This is a genomic window from Aquabacterium olei, assembly GCF_003100395.1.
In the GTDB taxonomy this organism is placed as follows: Bacteria; Pseudomonadota; Gammaproteobacteria; order Burkholderiales; family Burkholderiaceae_C; genus Aquabacterium; species Aquabacterium olei.
In genome coordinates, this window is the sequence record NZ_CP029210.1 from 3352070 (window position 1) to 3375310 (window position 23241).

Below are 23241 nucleotides of genomic sequence, written 5' to 3' on the forward strand. Positions count from 1 at the left end.
GGAGGTCCCCCTCATGCCTCACCAGATTGCCCTCCAGTTCGAAGACGGTCTCACCCGTTTCATCGAAGCCAACGCCACCGAGACGGTCGCCGATGCGGCCTACCGCCAGGGCGTGAACATCCCCCTCGATTGCCGTGACGGCGCCTGCGGCACCTGCAAGTGCTTTGCCGAATCGGGCCAGTACACGATGGGCGAGTACATCGACGACGCCCTCAGCGACGACGAAGCCAAGCAAGGCTACGTGCTGACCTGCCAGATGCGCGCCCAGAGCGACTGCGTGGTGCGCGTGCCCGCCTCGTCGGCGGTGTGCCGCACGCAGCAGGCCGAGTTCAACGCCGCCATCAAGGAAGTGCGCCAGCTCTCGCCCAGCACCATCTCGCTGAGCCTGCAGGGTGACGCGCTCAACAAGCTGGCCTTCCTGCCCGGCCAGTACGTCAACCTGAAGGTGCCCGGCAGCGACCAGACCCGCGCCTACTCCTTCAGCTCGCTGCCGCGCAACGGCGAGGTCTCCTTCCTGATCCGCAACGTGCCGGGCGGGCTGATGAGCTCCTTCCTCACCAGCCTGGCCAGGCAGGGCGATGCCATGTCCCTGGCTGGCCCGCTGGGCAGCTTCTACCTGCGCGAGATCAAGCGCCCGCTGCTGCTGCTGGCCGGCGGCACCGGCCTGGCGCCCTTCACCGCCATGCTCGAGAAGATCGCCGACGAAGGCAGCGCCCACCCGCTGCACCTGATCTACGGCGTGACCCACGACGCCGACCTGGTCGAGATGGACAAGCTCGAAGCCTTTGCTGCCCGCATCCCCAATTTCACGTTCACCGCGTGCGTGGCGAATGCCGACAGCCCGTATCCCCACAAGGGCTACGTCACCCAGCACATCGAGCCCAAGCACCTCAACGAAGGCGAGGTCGACATCTACCTGTGCGGCCCGCCTCCGATGGTCGAAGCCGTGAGCCACTTCATCCGCGAACGCGGCATCCAGCCGGCCAACTTCTATTACGAGAAGTTCGCGGCCAGCGCCTGATCCGGGAGCCCCACCATGACACCCCGCTTCCAAGGCAAGGTGGCCGTCGTCACCGGCTCGGCACAGGGCATCGGCCGCGGCGTGGTCGAGCGCATGCTGGCTGAAGGCGGCCGCATCGTGGCCGTCGACCGTGCCGAGATCGTGCACGAGCTGCGCGAGCTGCCCGGCGCGGCCGACCGCATCCTCACCCTCACCGCCGACCTCGAACGCAACGCCGATTGCGAGCGCGTGATGGCCGAGGCCGTGCGCCACTTCGGTCGCATCGACATCCTCGTCAACAACGTCGGCGGCACGATCTGGGCCAAGCCCTTCGAGCACTACGCCGAACACGAGATCGAAGCCGAAGTGCGCCGTTCGCTGTTCCCGACGCTGTGGTGCTGCCACGCGGCGCTGCCGATCATGCTCGAGCAGGGCCGGGGCGCCATCGTCAACGTCTCGTCGATCGCCACGCGCGGCGTCAACCGCGTGCCCTATGGCGCAGCCAAGGGCGGCGTCAACGCACTCACGGCCTGCCTGGCTTTCGAAACCGCCGAGCGCGGTGTGCGTGTGAACGCCACCGCCCCCGGCGGCACCGAAGCCCCGCCGCGCCGCATCCCGCGCAACACGGCCGAACAGACCGAGCAGGAGAAGGTCTGGTATCAGCAAATCGTCGACCAGACCAAGTCGTCGAGCCTGATGAAGCGCTACGGCACGATCGACGAACAGGTCGGCGCCATTCTCTTCCTCGCCTCGGATGAGGCCTCGTACATCACCGGCGTCGTGCTGCCGATCGGTGGTGGCGACATGGGCTGAACCCAGCCCCACATCGCTCACAAGAACCACAGGCTCGGTCCACGAGCCACCCGCTCTTTCCCCTCTGCCAGGCGTGGTCCTCCCCGCGCCTGGCGCCCTCGAGCAACCCCCTACCCCTCATGGTGGAGACAAAATGAACAACATCGATGTATCCAAGGTCATCGACCAGGCGCGGTTCAACCGCTTTCACTGGACGGTGCTCTTCTGGTGCGCCCTCATCATCATCTTCGACGGCTACGACCTCGTCATCTATGGCGTGGCCCTGCCCATGCTGATGAAGGAGTGGAATCTCACCCCGCTGCAGGCCGGTGCGCTGGGCAGCTACGCGCTCTTCGGCATGATGGCCGGTGCGTTGATCTTCGGCCCCCTGTCCGACCGCATCGGCCGCAAGAAGGCCATCACGATCTGCGTGATCCTCTTCAGCGGCTTCACCATGCTGAACGGCTTCACCACCAACCCGACCGAATTCGGCATCTGTCGCTTCATTGCCGGTCTCGGCATCGGCGGCGTCATGCCCAACGTGGTCGCGCTGATGAGCGAGTACGCACCGCAGAAGATCCGCAGCACGCTGGTGGCCATCATGTTCAGTGGCTACTCGGTCGGCGGCATGCTGTCGGCCGGCCTCGGCATGGTGCTGCTGCCCAGCTATGGCTGGCAGTCGGTCTTCTACGTCGCCGGGCTGCCCCTGCTGCTGCTGCCGCTCATCATGAAGTTCCTGCCCGAGTCGGTCGGCTTCATGGTCAAGGAAGGCCGCACGGAAGAAGCCGCCGCCGTGCTGTCGCGCGTCGAGCCGACTTTCAGGATGAAGGCCGGCGACCAGCTCGCAGCCCCGGCCGGCAAGGCGAAGGGTGGAAACGTGCTGCAGCTCTTCGGTGACGGCCGTGCCCTGCAGACGCTGATGCTGTGGGTCGCCTTCTTCTGCTGCCTGCTGATGGTCTACGCGCTCGCCTCCTGGCTGCCCAAGCTGATGACCAAGGCCGGCTACGGTCTCGGCTCCTCGCTGAGCTTCCTGCTGGTCCTCAACCTCGGTGCCATCTTCGGCGCAATCGGCGGCGGCTGGCTGAGCGACAAGATGAACATGCCACGCGTGCTGGCCGTGTTCTTCGCCATCGCCGCCACCTCCATCAGCCTGCTGGGCTACAAGAGCTCGACCGAACTGCTCTACATCCTGATCGCCATTGCCGGCGCCACCACCATCGGCACGCAGATCCTGCTGTATGCACTGGGCGCGCAGTTCTACGAGATGAGCATCCGGTCCACCGGTCTCGGCTGGGCGTCGGGCATCGGCCGCAATGGCGCCATCGTCGGCCCGATCCTGGGCGGGGCCCTCATGGCCGCCGAGCTGCCGCTGCAGGCCAACTTCCTGGCCTTCGCCATCCCCGGCGCCGTCGCCACCGTCGCGATGATCGTGTTCGCGCTGCGCCAGCAGACGCGCCGCGCCAGCGAGCCCAAGCTCGTCACCTCGGCCGCCTGATCGGCCTGCGCCGTGCGGGGGCGATGACGCTCCCCCGGCGCCCGGGCAACCCCAAGAGGGTCGCCCCCCGTTCCCCTCACCACACCGATCCGGGTCACCCGCTGCACCCGGCAGGGCGCGCCTGCGCCCCACACCAGGAGACACCCCATGAACAAGCCCTTCTCTCGCACCGTCTTGACCGCGGCCCTGGCCCTGAGCGCCGCAGCCACCCAAGCGCAGACCAGCAACGTGACGCTGTACGGCACGCTGGACCAGTACCTCAACTACATGAAGAGCAGCTCGGGCAAGAGCCTGACTTCGCTGAACGACGGCGCCCTGATGCGCAGCCGCCTGGGCTTTCGCGGCACCGAAGACCTCGGTGGTGGCCTGGCCGTGAAGTTCAACCTCGAGCACGGTCTGTATGCCGACTCCGGCAAGCAGAACGACAGCACCCGCTTCTTCGACCGCCAGGCGTGGGTCGGGCTGGCCACGCCTTACGGCGAATTCCGCGCCGGTCGGCAGAACTCGGTTGCCTTCGTCCGCAGCGCCGACGTCGATTACAGCGGCCGCACGCTGGGCTCCCTGGCCAACTGGTACGCCCTCACCGCGCGTTACGACAACGACCTGACGTACATCTCGCCACGCGTGAGCGGCTTTGTGTTCGAGGCCCACTTCGCGCCCGGCGAACAAAGCACCGGCAGCCCCTCCAGCAAGGCTGTGTGGCAGTTCGCCGTCGACTACGCCAACGGCCCGGTGCGCGCAGGCTACACCGGCGTGCGTGCCCGACCGGCAGCCAACTCGGCTGTGGGCCGCACCATCGTGTTCGACAACCTGTATGCCAACTACGACTACGGGCAGGGCAAGGTGTACGCATCGGTGATCCGCAGCAACGCCACCACCGACTCGGCCAGCGGCCCGCTCCAGGGCAACAATGCCGGACTGCTGCTGGGCGCCACGGGCACGCTGGTATCCGGGGCCGCCGGCACCGCAACCGACGCAAACCGTTTCCACAACGTCGTGCAGCTCTCGGCCGACTACCGTGTCTCCAGCGCGCTGCGCGTGGGTGGCATGGTCGGCCGCATCTACGACACATCGAACGCCAAGGAAGGGGCCACCGGCGCGTCGCTCGGGGCGTTCTATGACCTGTCGAAGCGGACCACGCTGTACGCGATGGGCGAGGTGTTGAGCAACGACCGCAACGGCGGCTTCGTGCTGTCCGGTTCGGCCGCCGTGCTGCCCAACTTCGAGGCTGCCGACGTCAATGGCCAGCGCCTGAAGGCCATGCAGCTCGGCATCCTCCACCGCTTCTGATCCACACCGGCAGGCCCTCAAGCAAAACGGCTCCCCGCGGGGAGCCGTTTTGCCATTCAGGCGCAGAGCGTCTTACTTCTTGGCGGCCTTCTTGGCTGCCGGCTTGGCCGCAGCCTTCTTGGCGACGGCCTTCTTGGCGGCCGGCTTGGCTTCGGCCTTGGCGCCAGCCTTGCGGGCGGCGGCCTTCGGGTCCACGGCAGCCTTGAACGAGGCACCCGGGGTGAACTTCGGCAGCTTGGCGGCAGCGATCTTGATCTTCGCGCCGGTGCTGGGGTTCACGCCGTTGCGGGCGGGGCGGGCATGCTGCTTGAACGAACCGAAACCCGGGATCGTGACAGCTTCACCCTTCTTGACGGCACCGACCACGGTGTCGAGCAGGGTCTCCAGGATGCGGCCGGCTTCAGCCTTCGACAGCTCGTGCTGGTCGGCCAGACGTTGGATCAGATCGGTCTTGTTCATTGTGACGTTTGATGAATGGCACCCGCACAAACCGGGCGGTCTATTGTGCCGTATTCAGCAGGGTCTTTTGCCGAGGGAAAGGCCCCGTCAGGCCGTCCACGCCTGCATCAGCAGCGCGAACGAGCGGCAGCGCGCTTCGTGGTCGAAGATCTGCGCGGTCACCATGAACTCATCGGCCCCGGTGCGCTCAGCCAGCGCGCGCAGCTGGCTTGCGGCCTGATCCGGCGTCCCGACCACGCTGCACGCGAGCACGTCCTCCAGCGTGTGCCGCGCAGACGGCGGAAGGCTGTCGGTGAAGCCTGCCTGAGGCGGCGGCAGTGGCATGGGCTGCCCGGATCGCAAGGCCACAAAGGCCTGCTCCAGCGAGGTCATCAGCAGGCGCGCCTCCGCCTCCGTGTCCGCCACGAAGGCGTTCACGCCCAGCATGACCCGCGGCTTGGCCAGCACCGCCGAGGGCTGAAACAACCGCCGATACAGCGCGATGGCGTCGAGCATCTGCGCCGGGGCGAAGTGCGACGCAAACGCATAGGGCAGGCCGAACCGTGCGGCCATCTGTGCACCGTACAGGCTCGAGCCCAGAATCCAGAGCGGCACGTCGGCGCCCTCGCCCGGCACCGCCCGCACGCCAAACGGGCGTCGACCCGCAAAGTAGGCCTGCAGCTCCAGCACGTCGCGGTCGAAGGCTTCGGGGTCGGTTTGCAGATGCCGCCTCAGCGCCCGGGCCGTGGCCGGGTCGGAGCCGGGCGCACGCCCCAGTCCCAGGTCGATGCGCCCCGGATGCAACGCCGCCAGCGTCCCGAACTGCTCGGCCACCTGCAGCGGTGCGTGGTTGGGCAGCATGATGCCGCCGGCCCCCACCCGGATGTGGCGGGTGCCCCCTGCAATGTGCCCGATCAGCACGGCCGTGGCCGCACTGGCAATGCCCGGCATGCCGTGGTGCTCGGCCAGCCAGTAGCGCTGGTAACCCAGTTGCTCGGCGTGCCGGGCCAGGTCGAGCGAGCGCGCAAACGAGGTGGCCGCATCGCTGCCTTGCGTGATGGGCGAAAGATCCAGAACAGACAAAGAAGACATGCGCCCATCATGCCGCGGCGCGCCAGACGCACACCCAGCAGGGGTTAAGCACCACCCTCGCCTCGAAATTAACGAATCGTTAAACTTGGCGTTTTGTCTTGCGGGCCGGGCCCGCCTCGTCTGCCATGAACACCCGCCATACGGGCCCGCTTGCGGTGCTCACCTCGCTGTTCTTCATGTGGGGCCTCATCACCTCGCTGAACGACATCCTCATCCCCCACCTCAAGGCCCTGTTCTCGCTCAACTACGTGCAGGCGATGCTGGTGCAGTTCTGCTTCTTCGTGGCGTACTTCATCGTGTCGCTGCCCGCCGGCCGCCTGCTGCAGCGCATCGGCTATCAGCGCGGCCTCATCGTCGGTCTGTGCACGGTCGGCATCGGCTGCCTGTTGTTCTACCCGGCGGCCGAACTGCATGCCTACCCGCTCTTCCTGGGTGCGCTGTTTGTTCTCGCCAGCGGCATCACCTTGCTTCAGGTCGCCGCCAATCCCTACGTGACCTTGCTGGGCGCGCCACAGACAGCCTCCTCGCGACTGAACCTGACCCAGGCCTTCAACTCGCTGGGCGCCACACTCGGGCCGCTGGTCGGCGCCGCCACCATCCTGGCCTCGGCAGACCATGCCGCAGCGCAAAGCCGGGCCGAGACCGTGCAAGGGCCCTATCTGCTGCTGGCCACCGCCCTGTTCATCCTGGCCGGCATCGTGGCCTCATTCCGCCTGCCCGACGCACGCGTCATCGAGCGCAGCGGCCACCGCCGCGACACGCTGCCTCAGGCAGGCAGCCACCGCTTGTGGGCGCATCGGCACCTCGTACTCGGGACCGTCGGCATCTTTGCCTACGTGGGTGCCGAGGTCGGCATCGGCAGCCTGCTGGTCAGCCTCATGAGCGATCCGGAGATCGCCGGACTCAGCCACGAAGCCGCCGGCCAGTACCTTGCGCTCTACTGGGGCGCCGCCATGGTCGGCCGACTGGCCGGCAGTGCCCTGATGCAGCGGGTTCGCGCCAGCCGCGTGCTGATGACGGCAGGACTCGCCAACGTCATCCTGATCGGCTCTGCGATGGGGCTGGGCGGCCCGGCTGCGATGTGGCTGCTGCTCGCCGTCGGGGTGTTCAATTCCATCATGTTCCCAACGATCTTTTCGCTGGCCCTTGAAGGACTCGGTGAACTCACGAGTCGGGGTTCCGGGCTGCTGTGCATGGCCATCGTCGGCGGTGCCATCGTGCCCCTGCTCCAGGCGGTGCTGGCCGATGGCATCGGCCTCCTGATGTCGTTCTCCGTGCCGCTGGTGTGCTACCTGTACATCGGCTGGTATGGACTGCGTGGCTACCGCCCCATGCCCCCCGCTCTCCAACAGCCGCTCCGACACGCGCCGCTTTCCGACGCCTGATCCTGCGTGAGCAGTGCTGTTCGGCCCCGTCGAGCCTGGCGCACTCCGCGGGGCTCAACGGGATGGATGATCGCGGGCGCGCACGGAAACGCGGGCCCCCAACGCAAAAGGCCTTCACGAACGTGAAGGCCTTTTTTGATTTGGTTGCGGGGGCCGGATTTGAACCAACGACCTTTGGGTTATGAGCCCAACGAGCTACCAGACTGCTCCACCCCGCGACTGAAGAATGCAAGTGTAGCACGTTTACAGGGATGAACGGAAATTGTGCGCACTGAGGACCAGGGACATTCGGACAACCCCTATACCGCTTTGTCGCGCACCCGTCACAATCCGAGCGTACGTATTACGTACATATGTTCGATATGCAAACACCGCGAATGGCTCTGCCATTTCGCTCACCGGCGCTCCTCGACATGTCACTCTCGTCCTCGCTCCTCCTCGCCCCCGCCGCCCCGCCGGCGGCCTTCAATCCCCGCGACCTGGTCGGTGGCCTCGAGAAGGGCCTGGCGGTCATCTCCGCCTTCGACCTCGACAAACCCCGACTGACCATCACCGAAGTGGCGAACCGGGCCGGACTGAGCCGCGCGGCCGCCCGGCGCTATCTCCTGACCCTGACGCAGATCGGCTACGCCCACCACGACGGACGCTGCTTCTCGCTCACACCACGGGTGCTGCGCCTCGGCCAGAGCTACCTGCACTCCGCGCGCCTGCCCCGCATGATCCAACCCCGATTGAACCAGCTGGTGGCGCACACGGGCGATGCCAGTGCCGCTGGCGTCCTCGACGGCGACGACGTTCTGTCGATTGCGGCCTGTGGCGGCGGCCTGCCCCCCTCCGCGCGACTGCAGCCAGCCACGCGGGTTCCCGCGTACTGCAGCGCGAACGGCCGCGTGTTGATGGCCTTCCGGCCGGAATCCGAGTGGGGCCCGTGGATCGAGCGACAACGCCTGCTTCCACGAACCAGCCGGACCATCACGGACGCAGGTCAGCTCCTCCGTGAACTGGAGCGCACCCGCCAGCAAGGGTACGCGCTGGTGGACCAGGAACTCGACCTCGATCTCCGGACCCTCGCCGTGCCGCTGCACAACAACCGCAGCCAACTCGTCGCGGCCGTCAACCTGGGCGCCAGCGCCGCCCGACGTTCCCTGGACGACCTCGTCGCCCGTGGCCTGCCCCTGCTGCGCCAGGCCCAGAGCGAGCTGCGCGCGCTGCTCTGATCGCCAGGCCCCAAAACGAAGCGGCCAACAAAAAAGCCACCCAAGGGTGGCTTTTTGCGAGGGCCTGAGCCCTGAATGTGGTTGCGGGGGCTGGATTTGAACCAACGACCTTTGGGTTATGAGCCCAACGAGCTACCAGACTGCTCCACCCCGCGACTGAGAAAGAGATTATGACATGAAGACAGCGCGGGCAGCAAGCCCTCACCCGGTTTTTCATGTGCGGGCCAGAACGGCCCCATAAAAAAACCCGCGAGGAGCGAACCACGCGGGCTTCTTTGTATCGCCAGAGCCCCGAAGAGGCTCTGCGCTCAGGACTTACTCAGCGGCGGCTTCCGGGGCAGCCGTTTCTTCGGTGCGCTCAACCAGCTCCATGTAGGCCATCGGGGCGTTGTCGCCCACGCGGAAGCCCATCTTCAGGATGCGGGTGTAGCCGCCCGGGCGCTTGGCGAAGCGCGGGCCCAGCACGTTGAACAGCTTGACCACGTTGTCGCGGTTGCGCAGGCGGTCGAACGCCAGACGCTTGTTGGCCAGCGTGGGTTCCTTGGCCAGGGTGATCAGCGGCTCGACGACGCGACGCAGTTCCTTGGCCTTCGGCACGGTGGTCTTGATGGCTTCGTGCTCGATCAGCGAGTTGGCCATGTTGCGCAGCATCGCAGCGCGGTGCGACGAAGTGCGGTTCAGTTTACGGAGTCCATTTCCGTGACGCATGGTGCTTTCCTTTCCTTATCAAACCGACGGCCGTTTCAAGGTACCGCCGGGTGCACCGGGCGGCCCTTCAGAGCCGCCCACTTTCAAAAAATCAACGCTTGTCGAGACCTTGGGGCGGCCAGGCTTCCAGGCGCGAGCCCAGGGCCAGACCACGGGAAGCCAGCACTTCCTTGATCTCGTTGAGCGACTTGCGACCCAGGTTCGGGGTCTTGAGCAGCTCGGTCTCGGTACGCTGGATCAGGTCGCCGATGTAATAGATGTTCTCGGCCTTGAGGCAGTTGGCCGAACGCACGGTCAGCTCCAACTCGTCGACCGGACGCAGCAGGATCGGGTCGAACGTCGCGCCAGGCTTGCCCGGGGCTTCGAAGATGCCGGCGGCATCCGGGCCTTCCAGCTGGGCGAAGACCGCCAGCTGTTCCACCAGGATCTTGGCCGAGGCACGGATCGCGTCTTCCGGCGAGATGGCGCCGTTGGTCTCGATCTCCATGACCAGCTTGTCCAGGTCGGTGCGCTGTTCCACACGGGCGCTTTCGACCGTGTAGCTCACGCGGCGGACCGGCGAGAACGAAGCGTCCAGCACGATGCGGCCGATGGCCTTGCTCGACTCTTCGCCATAGCGGCGGATGTTGCCCGGCACGTAGCCGCGGCCCTTTTCCACCTTGATCTGCATGTCCAGCTTGCCGCCAGCCGACAGGTGGGCGATCACGTGACCCGGGTTGACGATTTCGACGTCGTGCGGGGTCTGGATGTCTGCCGCCGTCACGGGACCTTCGCCGTCCTTGCGCAGCACCAGGGTGACTTCGTCACGGTTGTGCAGACGGAACACCACGCCCTTGAGGTTCAGCATGATGTGGACCACGTCTTCCTGCACGCCATCGATGGCCGAGTACTCGTGGAGCACGCCAGCGATCGTGACTTCCGTGGGTGCGAAACCGACCATCGACGACAGCAGCACGCGACGCAGCGCGTTGCCGAGGGTGTGGCCATAGCCGCGCTCGAACGGTTCGAGCGTAACCTTGGCACGGTGACCGCCGAGCGGTTCCACCTGGATGGCTTTGGGTTTCAGCAAATTCGTTTGCATGAGGTCTTCCTGTCAATACCCTCGGCTCGTTACACCGATAAGGCTGCTGGACCAACCGGAGCACATGCCCCGGCCCTGAAATACAAATGCACAAGGCCACGCGACACGATCGGACGACCGTGCGGCGCAGCCCTGCGACGCATCAACGCGAATACAGTTCGACGATCAGCGATTCGTTGATGTCGGAGCCGAACTCGTCGCGATCCGGGGTCTTCTTGAACACGCCTTCCAGCTTGGCGCCGTCCACTTGAACCCAACCCGGCATGCCAATCGACTCGGCCAGCTTGAAGGCTTCCTGCACGCGGACCTGCTTCTTGGCCTTTTCGCGCACGGCGACCACGTCACCGGCCTTGACCATGTACGACGGAATGTTCACGACCTGGCCGTTCACGACCACGCCCTTGTGGCCCACCAGCTGACGGGCTTCAGCGCGCGTCGAGGCGAAGCCCATGCGGTAGACGACGTTGTCCAGGCGCGATTCCAGCAGCGACAGCAGGTTGCCGCCGGTGTTGCCCTTGCGGCGCTCGGCTTCAGCGAAGTAGCGACGGAACTGCTTTTCCAGCACGCCGTACATGCGCTTGACCTTCTGCTTTTCGCGGAGCTGCAGACCGAAGTCCGAGGTGCGCGAGCCGGAGGTGCGGCCATGCTGACCCGGCTTGGTGTCGAACTTGGCCTTGTCGCTGATGGGGCGGCGGGCGCTCTTGAGGAAAAGGTCGGTGCCTTCGCGGCGGGCCAGCTTGGCCTTGGGTCCGAGGTAACGTGCCACTTGTCGTGTCCTTGTGATGTATCTGACGCCAGCCTCGCCCCTGCTGCAGCGAGGGCGTTGACCGGCGCGAGTCTCCCGGCGATCATGGCCAGAAGACGGTGGGCTTCAGATCAGAGGGGGCCGACACACGGCCAGCCACCACTGCAGAGAACTTGCCATTATAGCAAGCAGCGTCACGCAGCACCGACGGAGTCGAGTGACTTTGTCAGCATCGCGCAACGCACAAACCTCGCGCAGCCTGCGAGCAAGCCGAGCGAGGTGGGCGAACTTGGCTCGGCGGAGAAGCCCGAGCCAGTCAGAACCGGATCAGATGCGGCGACGCTTCTGCGGACGGCAGCCGTTGTGCGGCACGGGCGTCACATCGGAGATCGAGTTGATGCGGATGCCCAGCGAAGCCAGGGCGCGCACCGACGACTCGCGACCCGGGCCGGGGCCCTTGATCTCGACGTCCAGGTTCTTGATGCCTTGTTCTTGAGCAGCGCGGCCAGCCACTTCAGCGGCCACCTGGGCAGCGAACGGCGTGGACTTGCGCGAGCCCTTGAAACCCTGACCACCCGACGAAGCCCAGGACAGCGCGTTGCCCTGGCGGTCGGTGATGGTGATGATGGTGTTGTTGAACGAAGCGTGCACGTGGGCGATGCCGTCCGCAATGTTCTTGCGGACCTTCTTGCTCACACGACGGGCAGCGCTGTTCGCAGGTGCTTTAGCCATAGATACTTTCTTTCGAAATCGAAGCCCGATTACTTCTTACCGGCGATCGCCTTGCGCGGACCCTTGCGGGTGCGGGCATTGGTGCGAGTGCGCTGGCCACGGCAGGGCAGGCCACGACGATGGCGGAAGCCACGGTAGCAACCCAGGTCCATCAGGCGCTTGATGTTCATCGAGAGCTCGCGGCGCAGGTCACCTTCGATGGTGAGCTTGCCCACTTCTTCACGAATCTTCTCGAGGTCGCCGTCGGTCAGTTCCTTGATCTTCTTGTCGAAGGGAATGCCTGCAGCCGAGCAGATTTTCTGCGCGGTGGTGCGACCAATGCCGTAGATCGAAGTCAGACCGATTTCGGTGTGCTTGTGCGGCGGAATGTTGATGCCAGCAATACGTGCCATAACTGTCCTCTGAACGCGTGTGTCGCCCGGTCAGGCGATCAGCCTTGACGCTGCTTGTGACGCGGGTCGGTGCAGATCACACGAACCACGCCCTTGCGGCGGATGATTTTGCAATTACGGCACATCTTCTTGACGGATGCCGAGACTTTCATGGTCTTCTCCTGAACCGCTGAATGCTCAGCGGAAATTCGCCCACGTTTCCGGGGTCACCAAACTCCAGCTCACTTCGCCCGGAACACGAGGCGAGCACGACGCTTGTACAGCCCCGCCAGACGGCCTGGTCGCACGGCTCATCACCGATCGATCAGGACGCCCGACACGACAACCTGGCCGCGGCGAATGCGAAACCTAGCATTGTGCCGCAAAACCAGCCCGTCTGTGAAGGGGCTCTTGGCAAGTCGAGGGGCCGAAGCCGTCTCAATTCGCCTTGAAGTTCGCCTTCTTCAGCAGCGAGTCATACTGCTGAGACATGACGTAAGACTGCACCTGCGCCCAGAAGTCCATCGTGACGACCACGATGATCAGCAGCGAGGTACCGCCGAAATAGAAAGGCACGTTGTACTTGAGCACGAGGAACTCGGGCAGCAGGCACACGGCCGTGATGTAGACCGCGCCGACCAGGGTCAGGCGGGCCAGGATCTTGTCGATGTAGCGTGCGGTCTGGTCACCGGGACGGATGCCGGGGATGAACGCGCCGCTCTTCTTGAGGTTGTCCGACGTCTCGCGGCTGTTGAACACCAGTGCGGTGTAGAAGAAGCAGAAGAAGACGATGGCAACGGAATACAGAATCACGTAGATCGGCTGGCCAGGCGAGAGCATCGAAGCGATGTCCTTCAGCCAGCGCATGCTGTCACCCGTGGCAAACCAGCCCACAGCGGTGGTCGGCAGCAGAATGATCGACGACGCGAAGATAGGCGGGATCACACCGGCCATGTTGATCTTCAGCGGCAGGTGCGAAGACTGACCACCGTACACACGGTTGCCGACCTGGCGCTTGGCGTAGTTCACCAGAATCTTGCGCTGACCGCGCTCGACGAACACCACCAGGTAGGTGACGGCAAACACCAGGGCCACGATGAAGATGGCGGCCGGAATGCTCATCGAACCCGTGCGGATCAGCTCGAACAGACCTGCGAGTGCACCAGGCAGACCCGCTGCGATGCCGCCGAAGATGAGGATCGAGATGCCGTTACCCAGGCCCCGCTCGGTGATCTGCTCACCCAGCCACATGAGGAACATGGTGCCGGCCGTCAGGCTGACCATCGTGGTCATGCGGAAGCCGAAACCAGGATTGACCACCAGCCCCGCCGTGCCTTCGAGGGCCACCGCGATGCCAAAGGACTGGAACAACGCCAGGCCCAGGGTTGCGTAACGGGTGTACTGCGTGATCTTGCGACGCCCTGCCTCGCCTTCCTTCTTCAAGGACTCGAGGGTGGGCACCACGTAGCCCATCATCTGCATGATGATGGACGCGGAAATGTAGGGCATGATGCCCAGCGCAAACACGGTGAAGCGCGACAGCGCCCCGCCCGAGAACATGTTGAACAGGCTCAGGATGCCGCCCTGCTGGCCCTTGAACAACTGTTGCAGCTGGTTCGGGTCGATACCGGGCACGGGAATGTGCGCGCCGATTCGGTAGACGACCAGCGCCAGCAGCAGAAAGACCAGACGACGCTGCAGGTCGCCGAACTTGCCGCTTTGTGCCAGTTGAGTGGGAGAGGTTGCCACGCTGAGTCCTGTTCAGGCTTTGACGTTCAATGCTTGCGCAATGCCGATCGGTGTCGACTTATTCAGCCAGCGAGCCGCCGGCAGCTTCGATCACGGCCTTGGCGCCAACGGTGGCGCCGATGCCCTTGAGCACGACCTTGCTGGTCAGTTCGCCCGACTTGATCACCTTGACCACCTTGGCCAGTTGGGGGATCAGGCCAGCTTGCTTCAGCACCAGGACGTCGACTTCGGCGGCGCCCAGAGCCTGCAGTTCACCCAGGGTGACTTCGGCGTTGTACTTCAGCAGGTGCGACTTGAAACCACGCTTCGGCAGGCGGCGCTGCAGCGGCATCTGACCGCCTTCGAAACCGACCTTGTGGTAGCCACCCGAACGCGACTTCTGACCCTTGTGACCGCGACCTGCGGTCTTGCCCAGGCCGGAGCCGATGCCGCGGCCGACACGGCGCTTGGCATGCTTGGCACCCGAGGCGGGCTTGATGCTATTGAGTTCCATGGTATTCCCCGAAAGGTCAGGCGCTTAGAGCACCACGACCATGTAGCGGACCTTGTTGATCATGCCGCGCACGGCGGGCGTGTCTTCCAGGACAGCGGTGCTGTTCATCCGACGCAGACCCAGGCCCTTCACGGTGGCGCGGTGGTCGGCCTTGGTGCCGATCACGCTGCGCACCAGCTTGACGGTGACGGTTTTCTTTTCGCTCATGTCAGCTCTCCAGCGATCAGTTGAACACTTGTTCAACGGTCAGACCGCGCTTGGCAGCGACTTCCGACGGCGTCGTGGCCTTGGCCAGAGCGTCGAACGTGGCGCGAACCATGTTGTAGGGGTTCGAAGAACCCAGGCTCTTGGCGACGATGTCGGTGATGCCCATCACTTCGAAGACAGCGCGCATCGGGCCGCCTGCGATGATGCCGGTACCGGCGGGAGCCGGAGCCAGCAGCACCTTGGCTGCGCCGTGTTCGCCGGTCACGTTGTGGTGAACGGTGCCGTTCTTCAGCGAGACCTTCAGCATGTTGCGACGGGCTTGGTCCATCGCCTTCTGCACGGCCAGCGGCACTTCACGCGCCTTGCCCTTGCCCATGCCGATGCGGCCATCGCCATCACCGACCACGGTCAGGGCTGCGAAACCCATGATCCGACCGCCCTTGACCACTTTGGTCACGCGGTTCACCTGGATCATCTTTTCGCGCAGACCGTCGTCGCGACCTTCGTCTGCCACCTTGGGTTGAAACTTAGCCATTTGAAATTCCTTCCGGTTGCCGACGCGGCTTAGAACTGCAGGCCGGCTTCACGCGCGGCTTCAGCCAGGGCCTTGATGCGACCGTGGTATTGGAAGCCAGCGCGGTCGAATGCGACCTTCTCGACGCCAGCGGCCTTCGCCTTCTCGGCGATGCGCTTGCCGATCAGGGCTGCAGCGGCAGTGTTGCCACCGTTCTTGACCTGTTCGCGCACTTCCTTCTCGGCGGTCGACGCGGTCGCGATGACCTTGGTGCCGTCGCCAGAAATCACGGACGCGTAGATGTGCAGGTTCGAACGGGTGACCGTCAGACGCACGGCGCCTTGGAGAGCGATACGGGCACGGGTTTGACGTGCACGACGCAGGCGCTGTTCCTTCTTGCTCATTGCCATGATGAATCAGCTCCTTACTTCTTCTTCGTCTCTTTCAGGACCACGCGCTCTTCCGCATAGCGGATGCCCTTGCCCTTGTAGGGCTCGGGCGGACGGAACGCACGCACTTCGGCTGCGATCTGGCCGACGACCTGGCGGTCGGCGCCCTTGATCACGATCTCGGTCTGAGACGGGGTCTCGACCTTGATGCCAGCCGGCATGTCCTTCACCACAGGGTGAGAGAACCCGATCTGCAGGTTCAGCTTCTGGCCTTGAGCCTGGGCACGGAAGCCCACGCCCACCAGGGTCAGCTTCTTCTCGAAGCCCTTGCTCACACCGTTGACGGTGTTGTTGAGCAGGGCGCGGAAGGTGCCGGACATGGCATTGGCTTCAGCAGAATCATTGGCCGGTGCGACCTTCAGCGTGGCGCCGTCTTGCGAGACAGCGACCAGGCTATTGGCCGGCAGGGTCAGGGTACCGAGGCCACCTTTGATGGTGACGCCTTCGGCAGTGATCTTCACGTCCACACCTTGAGGGACGGCGATCGGCATTTTTCCAACGCGGGACATTGCGATTGCTCCTCAAGTATCAGGCGACGTAGCAGAGCACTTCGCCGCCGATGCCGGCAGCGCGAGCCTTGCGGTCGGTCATCACACCTTGCGGGGTCGTCACGATGGCAACGCCCAGGCCGTTCATGACCTGAGGAATGCTGTGGCGGCCCTTGTAGATGCGGAGACCGGGGCGGGACACACGCTCGATGCGCTCGATGACCGGGCGACCTGCGTAGTACTTCAATGCAATTTCCAGCACAGGCTTTGCAGCCTCACCGGTGACGGCAAACCCGTCAATGTAGCCTTCGTCCTTCAGGACCTGGGCGATCGCGACTTTCAGCTTCGACGACGGCACCGAAACGCTGGTCTTGTCGACCATTTGTGCGTTACGGATACGGGTCAGCATGTCGGCGATGGGATCACTCATGCTCATGGGATAACTCCTGTTCGTGCCCTGCTGGGATTACCAGCTCGCCTTGGTGACACCGGGGATGTCGCCAGCGAATGCCAATTCACGGATCTTGGTGCGACCCAGACCGAACTGACGGAACGTGCCACGGGGGCGACCGGTCAGATTGCAGCGAGCGCGCAGACGGGTCGGGTTGGCGTTGCGGGGCAGCTTTTGCAGTTCAAGACGGGCGGCGTAGCGCTCTTCTTCCGACTTCTTGGCGTCATCGATGATGGCCTTCAGTTCGGCGTACTTCTGCGCGTACTTGGCAACCAGCTTTTCGCGCTTTTCTTCGCGTTGCTTCAGGGAAACTTTTGCCACGGTGAACCTCAGTTCTTGAACGGGAACTTGAAAGCCTGCAGCAGCGCCTTGGCTTCGTCGTCGGTCTTGGCCGTCGTCGTGATGCTGATGTTCAGACCACGGATGGCGTCGATCTTGTCGTACTCGATTTCCGGGAAGATGATCTGTTCCTTGACGCCGACGTTGTAGTTGCCGCGACCGTCGAACGAACGACCCGAGATACCACGGAAGTCACGCACGCGGGGCAGCGAGATGGTGACGAAGCGGTCCAGGAATTCGAACATCGTGGCGCCACGCAGCGTGACCATGCAACCGATGGGCATGTTCTCGCGGATCTTGAAACCGGCGATGGGCTTGCGCGACATCGTGACGACCGGCTTCTGGCCAGCGATCTTGGTCAGATCGCCGACGGCGTGTTCCATGACCTTCTTGTCCGACACGGCTTCCGAGACACCCATGTTCAGGGTGATCTTGGTCACGCGCGGCACTTCCATGATCGACTTGTAGCCGAACTTGGTCATCAGTTCGGGGACGATCTTTTCGCGATACAGCTTCTGCAGGCGAGCTTGTTGTTGAGCCATGTGGAACCTCGTCAAGCCTTGATTTCTTCGCCGCTGGACTTGTAGACGCGCACTTTCTTGCCGTCTTCCAGGAGCTTGATGCCGACGCGGTCAGCCTTGCCGGAGGCAGGGTTGAAGATCGCCACGTTGGACTGGTGGATGGGCATGGTCTTGTCGACGATGCCGCCGGTGGTGCCCTTCAGGGGGTTCGGCTTGACGTGCTTCTTGGCCACGTTCACGCCGTCGACCAGCAGGTGGTCGGCGTCGACGCGAGCGGCCACGGTGCCACGCTTGCCTTTGTCACGGCCGGTCAGAACGATGACCTGGTCGCCTTTGCGAATCTTGTTCATGTGAGCGGTCCTTTGCGTTGCACCGAGGGATTACAGAACCTCGGGAGCGAGCGACACGATCTTCATGAAGCGCTCGGTACGCAGTTCACGCGTGACCGGGCCGAAGATGCGGGTGCCGATCGGCTCCAGCTTGGCGTTGAGCAGCACAGCGGCGTTGCCATCGAACTTGACCAGGGAGCCGTCCTGACGACGGACGCCCTTGGCGGTGCGCACGACCACAGCGCTGTAAACCTCGCCCTTCTTGACGCGGCCACGCGGTGCAGCTTCCTTGATGCTCACCTTGATGATGTCGCCGATACCGGCGTAACGACGCTTAGAGCCACCGAGCACCTTGATGCACATGACGCTCTTAGCACCCGTGTTGTCAGCGACGTCCAGTCGCGATTGCATTTGGATCATGGTGTACCCCAACTTGGCCCGGCCGGCTGCGCAAACCACTTGCGCAACGACGGACGGTCAGTCTTGGGCCCGTAGAACGGGCGGATCTGAACAAGCAACAGACTTCGTAGATCACCTGCCGCAGCACGTGTGCTTCGAATTCGTTCCGGGAACTCGAAGCACCCGCGAGGGATGCCAGGCCAAAGCCATTGCCGCTTGTTCAGCGAAGCCTTGCATTATGCACGAGAACGCGAAACGCGGTCAAGCGCTGTTTGCAAGCGATTGGGTGTGCGACGGCGTCAGGCGGTGCCGCCCACCGTGAGGCCGTCGATGCGCAGGGTCGGCTGGCCGACGCCCACCGGCACGGACTGGCCTTCCTTGCCGCAGGTGCCCACGCCGGAATCCAGCGCCAGGTCGTTGCCGATCATGCTGACGCGCGTCATGGCGTCCGGGCCGTTGCCGATCAGGGTGGCGCCCTTGACGGGGTACTGGATCTGGCCCTTCTCGACCCAGTAGGCCTCCGAGGCCGAGAACACGAATTTGCCCGACGTGATGTCAACCTGCCCGCCGCCGAAGTTGACGGCGTACAGGCCGCGGTCGATGGAGGCGACGATCTCCTTGGGATCCTTGTCGCCGGCGAGCATGTAGGTGTTCGTCATGCGCGGCATGGGCAGGTGGGCGTAGCTTTCGCGGCGGCCGTTGCCCGTGGGCGCGGTCTTCATGAGGCGGGCGTTGGTGGCGTCCTGCATGTAGCCGCGCAGGATGCCGTCTTCGATGAGGACGGTGCGCTGGGTGGGCTGGCCTTCGTCGTCGATGTTGAGCGAGCCACGGCGGTCGGGCAGCGTACCGTCATCGAGCACGGTGACGCCTTTGGCGGCCACGCGCTGGCCGACGCGGCCGGAGAAGACGCTGGAACCCTTGCGGTTGAAATCGCCCTCGAGGCCATGGCCCACGGCTTCGTGCAGCAGGATGCCGGGCCAGCCGTTGCCGAGGACGACGGTCATCTCGCCGGCGGGCGCCGGGCGGGCTTCCAGGTTGACCAGCGCAGCGTGCACGGCCTGGTCGACGTAGGCCTGCGTGACGGCCGGAGTGAAGTAGGACAGGTCGTAGCGGCCGCCGCCCCCGGAGGAGCCGACCTCGCGGCGACCAGCCTGCTCGGCGATCACGGTGAGCGACAGGCGGATCAGCGGGCGCACGTCAGCGGCCAGGGTGCCGTCGGCGCGGGCAATCAGCACGACGTCGTACTCGCAGCCCAGGCCGGCCATGACCTGCACCACGCGCGGGTCCTTGGCGCGGGCGCGCTGTTCGACGTCTTCGAGCAGGGCGACCTTGGCGGCGCTGTCGAGCGAGGCGATGGGGTCGAAGCCGCCGTAGAGCGTGCGGCTCGGGGCGATGGTGTGGCCACCGACCTTGACGCGGCGGCTCTGGCCGGCCGAGGCGATGGTGCGCACGGTGCGGGCGGCGTCGAGCAGCGCGGCTTCGGAGATGTCGTCGGAGTAGGCGAAGGCGGTTTTCTCGCCGGCGATGGCGCGCACGCCGACGCCCTGGTCGATGCCGAAGCTGCCCGATTTGACAATGCCCTCTTCCAGGCTCCAGCCTTCGCTGCGGGTGTACTGGAAGTAGAGGTCGGCGTCGTCGACCCGGTGCTCGGTGATGACCTTGAGGGCCTTGAGCAGCGTGGATTCATCCAGACCGAATGGGGCGAGCAGGAGCTCGCGAGCGGTCTGGAGGCGGGCAATGGTGGCGTCGACAGCGATCATGGGGCCATTGTAGGCACGGCAGGATGGCGCCGCACGGGGATGGGCGTATGTCCGGATGCGCGTGTCAGAGCTTGAGCAGGGCCTGGACGCGCAGGTGCTCGTCGGGCTTGAAGTGCGCGCTGACGTAATCGGCCATGTCCTGCCGGCGCTGGGTGTCGGAAAGGTGGCTGGCGCCCTGCAGTCGCTGCCATTCCTGGCGAGCCGCGGCGAGGCGGCGCTGCCAGTCGGCCCACTCGTCGTCGGCCTTGGCCAGGCGCGTGGCGGCGGCCTCGCCGTAGCGGGCGACGCGCTCGGCGTGGACGGCGGCCGGGTCCTTGCCGGGCGCCATCTGGGGCACGGGCTCGCCGGGGTCGGGCGGCGGCGGCAGGCCGGATTCCAGCTGGGCGTAGTGGGCCTGGAACTTGGCTTCGTCGTCGGCGTAGAAGGCGTGAGCCCAGTCGGTGCCGAGGATCTGCCGGCGCACCATGCGCTGCTCTTCGAAGACGGGCAGCCACGTGCGGCGGTCGCTCTGGTCGAAACGGTTGCGCCAGGCGTGGCCACGCAGTTGCCAGTACTTGTCCCACACGGCGATGATCTGTTGCGCCAGGGCGTGGCCATGCGCGCGGTTGGCCTCGTCGAGCACGAGCACCCGCAGGTCGTCGACGGTGACTTCGCCAAGGCCCAGGATGTAGTACTCGAAGCGGTGCCGCAGGGCCGCACAGGCGCTGAGCTTGCCCTGGGCCACGCACCAGTCGCCCGAAGGCTCGGTGCCGGCGAAAGAGCCTTGCCTGAAGAGGCGCTGGCGCACCTGCTCGGGGGTCATCGCAGCGGCGCCCGGGGCGGGCCGCGCGCCCTCCTCGACCTGGCCGCCTGGCTTGATCATGGCCCAGCCGTCTGACGACGACGCGGGGCGCCCGTCAGGGTCCGCACCCGGCGCGGCGGGGCGCAGGGAGAAAGCGGCTGCAGCCAGCGCGGCCACAGCGACCACGCCAGCGGTGAGTTTGAGGCGCATGTCCATCCGCGCGCTCCTGTCCAGATGTTGAGTTCGGCATGCTGACCGGAAGACGCCACGCGGCGCCTCCGGTCAGACCCTCATCAGAGGCCCGCCCACTTCAGGCGGTTGGCGTGCTGCTTGTAGAAGGACACCGGGTCGGGCGAGTTCGCGCCGATGGTGCCGAGCACCTGGTTGATCTCGTCGAGGTGGTTCCAGGTGTAGTTGTCCTTCACGACGCGGCCCCAGTGGCTCGAGCACTTCGAGACCAGCCCGTCGTTGGGTTCGGTGCCGAAGTACTTGGCGGTTTCCGCCAGGATGGCGTCCGAAATGTCCCAGCCGTTGGTCTTGACCGAGGTGCCGGAGAACGAGTACCAGCGCATGCTGTTGCCATTGATGCTGGCCTTCTCGGGGCCGGTGCCGCACGTCGTGGTGGGGGCGCCAACCGGGAACTTGGCGTTGAAGGCGGCCGAGCCCGGGGCGCTGAGGGCCTTGAGCGCGGTCAGCAGGTCGGCATCGCTGGTCGTCTTGTTGCCGCTGAGCCAGGCAATGAGCTTCAGGCCGGCCGTGGCCGTCTGGTCGAAGCCGCCGCCCGGGGTGGTGCCGGCCAGGATGTCATCGGCCACCTTGCTGCCGAAGTGGGTGCCCGCCACCGTCGAGACGCTGGCCACCATCGTGGGCAGGGTGCCGGCGGCGTAACGCACGGTCGGGCCGCCATGGCTGTGGCCGATCAGGTTGAACTTGGTGACGCCGTCCTTGGCCGCCCACTGCTTCATCTGCTGGACCAGCTCTTCGCCACGGAATTCGGTGGTCTGCGAGGGGTTGACGGAGGCGATGTAGACGGTCGCGCCCTCGTCGCGCAGCTTGTTGGGGATGTCGTAGAAGTACTGGATGCCCAGAATGTTGTCGAACCCGATGAAGCCGTGCACGAGCACGATCGGGTGTTTGGTCTTGGCATAGGTGCCAGCATGGGCGGCGGGGGCGGCAGCCAGGGTGGAAACGGCCACGGCGGCGGCCAGGGAAACGGCGCGCCAGACGGTTGAACGGGTCATGTTTGCTCCTTTGGGATGACGTTGCTTGTTAACTGGATGTTGTTATGGTCGGGGGCGTGAGAAATCTCGGCCCACGACCGAGGCCGGGAACCGAGGGTGGCGCCGAACGGAGGCCGCCAGACAGCCCCTGTCGCCAGGGGCAGGGGATCAGAGGCCGGCCAGCTTCAGGCGGCTCGCCTGCGCCTTGTAGAAGGCAACCGGGTCCGGCGCCGTGCGCCCGACGATGCCCAGGACCTGGTTGACTTCATCGAGGTGGTTCCAGGCGTAATCGTCCTTGAGCACCTTGCCCCAGTGGCTGGAGCACTTCGAGACCAGGCCGTCGTTCGGCTCGTCGCCGAAGTACTTGGCAGTGGCGCCCAGGATGGCGTCGGAGATGTCCCAGCCGTTGGTCTTCACGGCGGTGCCGGACACGGAGTACCAGCGGATGGGGTGGCCCGCGACGCTCGCCACCTCGGGGCCGTTGCCGCACGGCGTGGTGGGCGCGCCGACCGGGAACTTGGCGTTGAAGGCGGCCGAGCCTTCCGAAGAAAGGGCGTTGAGGGCCGTGAGCAGGTCGGCCTGCTTGGCCGTGCTGTTGCCGCTCAGCCAGCCGATGAGTTGCAGGCCGGCGGTGGCCAGCTTGTCGAAGCCGCCATCGGGCGTGGTGTTGGCCAGGATGTCGTCGGCCACCTTGCTGCCGAAGTGCGTGGCCGCGACGGTGGTGACGCTGGCGACCATGGCGGGCACGGTGCCGGCGGCGTAACGCACGGTCGGGCCGCCATGGCTGTGGCCGATCAGGTTGAAGCGGGTGACCCCGTCCTTGGCCGCCCATTGCTTCATCTGCTGGATCAGCTCTTCACCCCGGAACTCGGTGGTCTGCGACGGATTGACGGACGCGATGTAGACGGTGGCGCCATCGGCGCGCAGCTGCTTGGGAATGTCGTAGAAGTACTGGATGCCCAGGATGTTGTCGAACCCGATGAAGCCATGCACCAGCACGATGGGGTGCTTCGTCTTCGAGGCGGTGGTGGTGGCGTGGGCCGCGGGGGCGGCAGCCATGACGGCCGCGGCCAGGGCGCAGGCTGTCAACAGGGGGCGACGGATGAGTGACTGGATCATGTGGGGCTCCTTGATGGCGCAGCGTCTGCTGCCGTTGGAGCCCATTGTTGGAGGGCAATAAAACGGTCGTTTGAGG

The 23241-nt window shown here is 65.1% G+C and carries 29 protein-coding genes and 2 tRNA genes; 6 read left to right on the top strand and 25 right to left on the bottom strand.

All coding sequences use genetic code 11. The features are described from left to right. Window positions 1-13: 13 nt before the first annotated feature. The 4 genes from benC to DEH84_RS15085 all read left to right on the top strand — a co-directional run bounded on the left by benC (window position 14) and on the right by DEH84_RS15085 (window position 4577). Window positions 14-1021 (top strand): benzoate 1,2-dioxygenase electron transfer component BenC, encoded by a 1008-nt coding sequence (gene benC / locus DEH84_RS15070; protein ID WP_109037589.1) that lies wholly within the window; start codon window positions 14-16, stop codon window positions 1019-1021. Between the two features lie 15 nt (window positions 1022-1036). Next, window positions 1037-1813 (top strand): 1,6-dihydroxycyclohexa-2,4-diene-1-carboxylate dehydrogenase, encoded by a 777-nt coding sequence (locus tag DEH84_RS15075; RefSeq protein ID WP_109037590.1) that lies wholly within the window; start codon window positions 1037-1039, stop codon window positions 1811-1813. Window positions 1814-1946: 133 nt separating this feature from the next. Next, window positions 1947-3287: an aromatic acid/H+ symport family MFS transporter gene (locus DEH84_RS15080; protein WP_109037591.1), complete on the top strand. Its 1341-nt coding sequence runs from the start codon at window positions 1947-1949 to the stop codon at window positions 3285-3287. 147 nt (window positions 3288-3434) lie between these two features. Continuing rightward, complete coding sequence (locus DEH84_RS15085) at window positions 3435-4577, top strand: porin (RefSeq protein WP_109037592.1); 1143 nt, start codon at window positions 3435-3437, stop codon at window positions 4575-4577. A gap of 72 nt (window positions 4578-4649) precedes the next feature. Here the strand turns inward: DEH84_RS15085 and DEH84_RS15090 are convergent, their stop codons facing one another. After that, window positions 4650-5036, bottom strand: coding sequence for an HU family DNA-binding protein (locus DEH84_RS15090; protein ID WP_109037593.1), 387 nt, complete (start codon window positions 5034-5036; stop codon window positions 4650-4652). An 87-nt stretch (window positions 5037-5123) separates the two neighbouring features. Further along, the gene (locus tag DEH84_RS15095) at window positions 5124-6107 is read right to left on the bottom strand and encodes an LLM class flavin-dependent oxidoreductase (RefSeq protein ID WP_109037594.1); all 984 of its coding nucleotides are present in this window, start codon (window positions 6105-6107) and stop codon (window positions 5124-5126) included. A gap of 125 nt (window positions 6108-6232) precedes the next feature. Between DEH84_RS15095 and DEH84_RS15100 the strand changes: the two genes are divergently transcribed. Further along, the gene (locus DEH84_RS15100) at window positions 6233-7492 is read left to right on the top strand and encodes a sugar MFS transporter (RefSeq protein WP_109037595.1); all 1260 of its coding nucleotides are present in this window, start codon (window positions 6233-6235) and stop codon (window positions 7490-7492) included. Window positions 7493-7633: 141 nt separating this feature from the next. Here DEH84_RS15100 and DEH84_RS15105 read toward each other — a convergent pair. After that, window positions 7634-7710, bottom strand: a tRNA-Met gene (locus DEH84_RS15105). A gap of 195 nt (window positions 7711-7905) precedes the next feature. Between DEH84_RS15105 and DEH84_RS15110 the strand changes: the two genes are divergently transcribed. After that, the gene (locus DEH84_RS15110) at window positions 7906-8709 is read left to right on the top strand and encodes an IclR family transcriptional regulator domain-containing protein (RefSeq protein ID WP_109038427.1); all 804 of its coding nucleotides are present in this window, start codon (window positions 7906-7908) and stop codon (window positions 8707-8709) included. Between the two features lie 78 nt (window positions 8710-8787). Here the strand turns inward: DEH84_RS15110 and DEH84_RS15115 are convergent. The 22 genes from DEH84_RS15115 to DEH84_RS15220 form a co-directional block, all read right to left on the bottom strand. Beyond that, window positions 8788-8864: transfer RNA gene (locus DEH84_RS15115), tRNA-Met, on the bottom strand. 160 nt (window positions 8865-9024) lie between these two features. After that, the gene (gene rplQ, locus DEH84_RS15120) at window positions 9025-9417 is read right to left on the bottom strand and encodes a 50S ribosomal protein L17 (RefSeq protein WP_109037596.1); all 393 of its coding nucleotides are present in this window, start codon (window positions 9415-9417) and stop codon (window positions 9025-9027) included. A 91-nt stretch (window positions 9418-9508) separates the two neighbouring features. Next, on the bottom strand, window positions 9509-10498 hold the full coding sequence (locus DEH84_RS15125; RefSeq protein ID WP_109037597.1) for a DNA-directed RNA polymerase subunit alpha: 990 nt from the start codon (window positions 10496-10498) through the stop codon (window positions 9509-9511). A 142-nt stretch (window positions 10499-10640) separates the two neighbouring features. Further along, window positions 10641-11264, bottom strand: coding sequence for a 30S ribosomal protein S4 (rpsD, locus tag DEH84_RS15130; protein WP_109037598.1), 624 nt, complete (start codon window positions 11262-11264; stop codon window positions 10641-10643). Window positions 11265-11570: 306 nt separating this feature from the next. Further along, on the bottom strand, window positions 11571-11975 hold the full coding sequence (gene rpsK / locus DEH84_RS15135; protein WP_035036296.1) for a 30S ribosomal protein S11: 405 nt from the start codon (window positions 11973-11975) through the stop codon (window positions 11571-11573). Between the two features lie 29 nt (window positions 11976-12004). Beyond that, a complete protein-coding gene (gene rpsM / locus DEH84_RS15140; RefSeq protein WP_109037599.1) occupies window positions 12005-12367 on the bottom strand; it encodes a 30S ribosomal protein S13 in 363 nt (120 codons plus the stop codon). 38 nt (window positions 12368-12405) lie between these two features. Then, the gene (gene rpmJ / locus DEH84_RS15145) at window positions 12406-12519 is read right to left on the bottom strand and encodes a 50S ribosomal protein L36 (protein ID WP_035036301.1); all 114 of its coding nucleotides are present in this window, start codon (window positions 12517-12519) and stop codon (window positions 12406-12408) included. A gap of 265 nt (window positions 12520-12784) precedes the next feature. Next, window positions 12785-14095 (bottom strand): preprotein translocase subunit SecY, encoded by a 1311-nt coding sequence (gene secY, locus DEH84_RS15150; protein WP_109037600.1) that lies wholly within the window; start codon window positions 14093-14095, stop codon window positions 12785-12787. Window positions 14096-14153: 58 nt separating this feature from the next. After that, window positions 14154-14588 (bottom strand): 50S ribosomal protein L15, encoded by a 435-nt coding sequence (gene rplO, locus DEH84_RS15155; RefSeq protein ID WP_109037601.1) that lies wholly within the window; start codon window positions 14586-14588, stop codon window positions 14154-14156. 24 nt (window positions 14589-14612) lie between these two features. Further along, window positions 14613-14795 (bottom strand): 50S ribosomal protein L30, encoded by a 183-nt coding sequence (gene rpmD, locus DEH84_RS15160; protein ID WP_109037602.1) that lies wholly within the window; start codon window positions 14793-14795, stop codon window positions 14613-14615. A 16-nt stretch (window positions 14796-14811) separates the two neighbouring features. Beyond that, the gene (rpsE, locus tag DEH84_RS15165) at window positions 14812-15330 is read right to left on the bottom strand and encodes a 30S ribosomal protein S5 (protein WP_109037603.1); all 519 of its coding nucleotides are present in this window, start codon (window positions 15328-15330) and stop codon (window positions 14812-14814) included. Between the two features lie 29 nt (window positions 15331-15359). Further along, window positions 15360-15719, bottom strand: a complete 360-nt coding sequence (gene rplR / locus DEH84_RS15170; protein WP_109037604.1) for a 50S ribosomal protein L18 — start codon at window positions 15717-15719, stop codon at window positions 15360-15362. A gap of 14 nt (window positions 15720-15733) precedes the next feature. Beyond that, the gene (gene rplF, locus DEH84_RS15175) at window positions 15734-16267 is read right to left on the bottom strand and encodes a 50S ribosomal protein L6 (RefSeq protein WP_109037605.1); all 534 of its coding nucleotides are present in this window, start codon (window positions 16265-16267) and stop codon (window positions 15734-15736) included. Window positions 16268-16286: 19 nt separating this feature from the next. Beyond that, window positions 16287-16682, bottom strand: coding sequence for a 30S ribosomal protein S8 (gene rpsH / locus DEH84_RS15180; protein WP_109037606.1), 396 nt, complete (start codon window positions 16680-16682; stop codon window positions 16287-16289). Between the two features lie 30 nt (window positions 16683-16712). Continuing rightward, window positions 16713-17018 (bottom strand): 30S ribosomal protein S14, encoded by a 306-nt coding sequence (rpsN, locus tag DEH84_RS15185; RefSeq protein WP_109037607.1) that lies wholly within the window; start codon window positions 17016-17018, stop codon window positions 16713-16715. 8 nt (window positions 17019-17026) lie between these two features. Further along, a complete protein-coding gene (gene rplE / locus DEH84_RS15190) occupies window positions 17027-17578 on the bottom strand; it encodes a 50S ribosomal protein L5 (protein WP_109037608.1) in 552 nt (183 codons plus the stop codon). 11 nt (window positions 17579-17589) lie between these two features. Then, window positions 17590-17907, bottom strand: coding sequence for a 50S ribosomal protein L24 (gene rplX / locus DEH84_RS15195; RefSeq protein ID WP_109037609.1), 318 nt, complete (start codon window positions 17905-17907; stop codon window positions 17590-17592). 30 nt (window positions 17908-17937) lie between these two features. After that, window positions 17938-18306, bottom strand: a complete 369-nt coding sequence (rplN, locus tag DEH84_RS15200; RefSeq protein ID WP_088286487.1) for a 50S ribosomal protein L14 — start codon at window positions 18304-18306, stop codon at window positions 17938-17940. A 278-nt stretch (window positions 18307-18584) separates the two neighbouring features. Next, a complete protein-coding gene (tldD, locus tag DEH84_RS15205; protein WP_109037610.1) occupies window positions 18585-20045 on the bottom strand; it encodes a metalloprotease TldD in 1461 nt (486 codons plus the stop codon). A 64-nt stretch (window positions 20046-20109) separates the two neighbouring features. After that, on the bottom strand, window positions 20110-21042 hold the full coding sequence (locus DEH84_RS15210) for a lipase secretion chaperone (RefSeq protein WP_109037611.1): 933 nt from the start codon (window positions 21040-21042) through the stop codon (window positions 20110-20112). A 77-nt stretch (window positions 21043-21119) separates the two neighbouring features. Continuing rightward, window positions 21120-22067, bottom strand: coding sequence for an esterase/lipase family protein (locus tag DEH84_RS15215; RefSeq protein WP_109037612.1), 948 nt, complete (start codon window positions 22065-22067; stop codon window positions 21120-21122). A gap of 147 nt (window positions 22068-22214) precedes the next feature. Beyond that, window positions 22215-23165: an esterase/lipase family protein gene (locus DEH84_RS15220; protein WP_109038428.1), complete on the bottom strand. Its 951-nt coding sequence runs from the start codon at window positions 23163-23165 to the stop codon at window positions 22215-22217. Window positions 23166-23241: the final 76 nt, after the last annotated feature.

Coding starts and splice junctions, on each gene's coding strand:
- DEH84_RS15110 (WP_109038427.1), top strand. CDS start 7,906: ATGTCACTCTCGTCCTCGCTCCTCCTCGCCCCCGCCGCCCCGCCGGCG.
- rplR (WP_109037604.1), bottom strand. CDS start 15,719: ATGGCAATGAGCAAGAAGGAACAGCGCCTGCGTCGTGCACGTCAAACC.
- rplE (WP_109037608.1), bottom strand. CDS start 17,578: ATGGCTCAACAACAAGCTCGCCTGCAGAAGCTGTATCGCGAAAAGATC.
- rplQ (WP_109037596.1), bottom strand. CDS start 9,417: ATGCGTCACGGAAATGGACTCCGTAAACTGAACCGCACTTCGTCGCAC.
- rpmD (WP_109037602.1), bottom strand. CDS start 14,795: ATGAGCGAAAAGAAAACCGTCACCGTCAAGCTGGTGCGCAGCGTGATC.
- rplX (WP_109037609.1), bottom strand. CDS start 17,907: ATGAACAAGATTCGCAAAGGCGACCAGGTCATCGTTCTGACCGGCCGT.
- DEH84_RS15090 (WP_109037593.1), bottom strand. CDS start 5,036: ATGAACAAGACCGATCTGATCCAACGTCTGGCCGACCAGCACGAGCTG.
- benC (WP_109037589.1), top strand. CDS start 14: ATGCCTCACCAGATTGCCCTCCAGTTCGAAGACGGTCTCACCCGTTTC.
- DEH84_RS15075 (WP_109037590.1), top strand. CDS start 1,037: ATGACACCCCGCTTCCAAGGCAAGGTGGCCGTCGTCACCGGCTCGGCA.
- rpsM (WP_109037599.1), bottom strand. CDS start 12,367: ATGGCACGTATTGCTGGCATCAACATTCCGCCGCACAAGCACACCGAA.
- DEH84_RS15095 (WP_109037594.1), bottom strand. CDS start 6,107: ATGTCTTCTTTGTCTGTTCTGGATCTTTCGCCCATCACGCAAGGCAGC.
- DEH84_RS15220 (WP_109038428.1), bottom strand. CDS start 23,165: ATGATCCAGTCACTCATCCGTCGCCCCCTGTTGACAGCCTGCGCCCTG.
- rplF (WP_109037605.1), bottom strand. CDS start 16,267: ATGTCCCGCGTTGGAAAAATGCCGATCGCCGTCCCTCAAGGTGTGGAC.
- rpsK (WP_035036296.1), bottom strand. CDS start 11,975: ATGGCTAAAGCACCTGCGAACAGCGCTGCCCGTCGTGTGAGCAAGAAG.
- rplO (WP_109037601.1), bottom strand. CDS start 14,588: ATGGAACTCAATAGCATCAAGCCCGCCTCGGGTGCCAAGCATGCCAAG.
- DEH84_RS15080 (WP_109037591.1), top strand. CDS start 1,947: ATGAACAACATCGATGTATCCAAGGTCATCGACCAGGCGCGGTTCAAC.
- DEH84_RS15125 (WP_109037597.1), bottom strand. CDS start 10,498: ATGCAAACGAATTTGCTGAAACCCAAAGCCATCCAGGTGGAACCGCTC.
- rpsE (WP_109037603.1), bottom strand. CDS start 15,330: ATGGCTAAGTTTCAACCCAAGGTGGCAGACGAAGGTCGCGACGACGGT.
- DEH84_RS15215 (WP_109037612.1), bottom strand. CDS start 22,067: ATGACCCGTTCAACCGTCTGGCGCGCCGTTTCCCTGGCCGCCGCCGTG.
- DEH84_RS15100 (WP_109037595.1), top strand. CDS start 6,233: ATGAACACCCGCCATACGGGCCCGCTTGCGGTGCTCACCTCGCTGTTC.
- DEH84_RS15085 (WP_109037592.1), top strand. CDS start 3,435: ATGAACAAGCCCTTCTCTCGCACCGTCTTGACCGCGGCCCTGGCCCTG.
- rplN (WP_088286487.1), bottom strand. CDS start 18,306: ATGATCCAAATGCAATCGCGACTGGACGTCGCTGACAACACGGGTGCT.
- tldD (WP_109037610.1), bottom strand. CDS start 20,045: ATGATCGCTGTCGACGCCACCATTGCCCGCCTCCAGACCGCTCGCGAG.
- DEH84_RS15210 (WP_109037611.1), bottom strand. CDS start 21,042: ATGGACATGCGCCTCAAACTCACCGCTGGCGTGGTCGCTGTGGCCGCG.
- rpmJ (WP_035036301.1), bottom strand. CDS start 12,519: ATGAAAGTCTCGGCATCCGTCAAGAAGATGTGCCGTAATTGCAAAATC.
- rpsH (WP_109037606.1), bottom strand. CDS start 16,682: ATGAGCATGAGTGATCCCATCGCCGACATGCTGACCCGTATCCGTAAC.